This window comes from Secundilactobacillus hailunensis (genome assembly GCF_005405185.1).
GTDB lineage: Bacteria > Bacillota > Bacilli > Lactobacillales > Lactobacillaceae > Secundilactobacillus > Secundilactobacillus hailunensis.
This window is the reverse complement of the sequence record NZ_BJDO01000111.1, coordinates 1-1,195: the sequence shown is the minus strand read 5'-3', so window position 1 is coordinate 1,195 and position 1,195 is coordinate 1. Positions and strand designations below refer to the sequence as shown.

Below are 1,195 nucleotides of genomic sequence, written 5' to 3'. Positions count from 1 at the left end.
CGTCACATCAACATGCTCACCCGTCTTACCTGTTATATCAGGGACCGTTTGGTCACCTTGGTTACTTGGAATTGTGACGTTTGCTTTGGCATCATTTGGCGTGTAGTTAACTTTACCCGTTGTTGTTGGATTATCAACTGTGATCGTGCCGTCGGCATTCACTGTGGCTGGTACCGTCGTCTTATCTGCCGTGTAACCTGGCTTTACTGGTACCGTCACATCAACATGCTCACCCGTCTTACCTGTTATATCAGGGACCGTTTGGTCACCTTGGTTACTTGGAATTGTGACGTTTGCTTTGGCATCATTTGGCGTGTAGTTAACTTTACCCGTTGTTGTTGGATTATCAACTGTGATCGTGCCGTCGGCATTCACTGTGGCTGGTACCGTCGTCTTATCTGCCGTGTAACCCGGCTTTACTGGTACCGTTACATCAACATGCTCACCCGTCTTACCTGTTATATCAGGGACCGTTTGGTCACCTTGGTTACTTGGAATTGTGACGTTTGCTTTGGCATCATTTGGCGTGTAGTTAACTTTGCCGGTTGTCGTTGGATTATCAACCGTGATCGTGCCGTCGGCATTCACTGTCGCCGGGACTGTCGTCTTATCTGGTGTATAGCCTTCAATTGGCGGCACATCAACATTGACCTTATCCCCCGTCTTACCAGTTACATCAGGGACCGTTTGATCCCCTTGATTACTTGGAATCGTCACATTTGCTTTGGCATCATTTGGCGTGTAGTTAACTTTACCGGTTGTCGTTGGATTATCAACTGTGATCGTGCCATCCGGATTAACCGTGGCCGGGACTGTTGTCTTATCTGGTGTGTACCCTTCAATTGGCGGCACATCAACATCAACATGCTCACCCGTCTTACCAGTAATATCAGGGACCGTTTGGTCACCTTGGTTACTTGGAATTGTGACATTTGCCTTGGCATCATTCGGTGTGTACGTTACTTTACCGGTTGTTGTTGGATTATCAACTGTGATCGTGCCATCCGGATTAACCGTGGCCGGGACTGTTGTCTTATCTGGTATGTACCCTTCAATTGGCGGCACATCAACATTGACCTTATCCCCTGTCTTACCGGTTACATCAGGGACCGTTTGATCCCCTTGATTACTTGGAATCGTCACATTTGCTTTGGCATCATTTGGCGTGTAGTTAACTTTACCGGTTGTCGTTGGA

At 47.6% G+C, this 1,195-nt stretch carries 1 protein-coding gene; it reads right to left on the bottom strand.

What is annotated here, in order from left to right; genetic code table 11:
* On the bottom strand, positions 1 to 1,195 hold a 1,195-nt coding region (locus FFM73_RS12525), incomplete at both ends, for a MucBP domain-containing protein (RefSeq protein WP_373278680.1).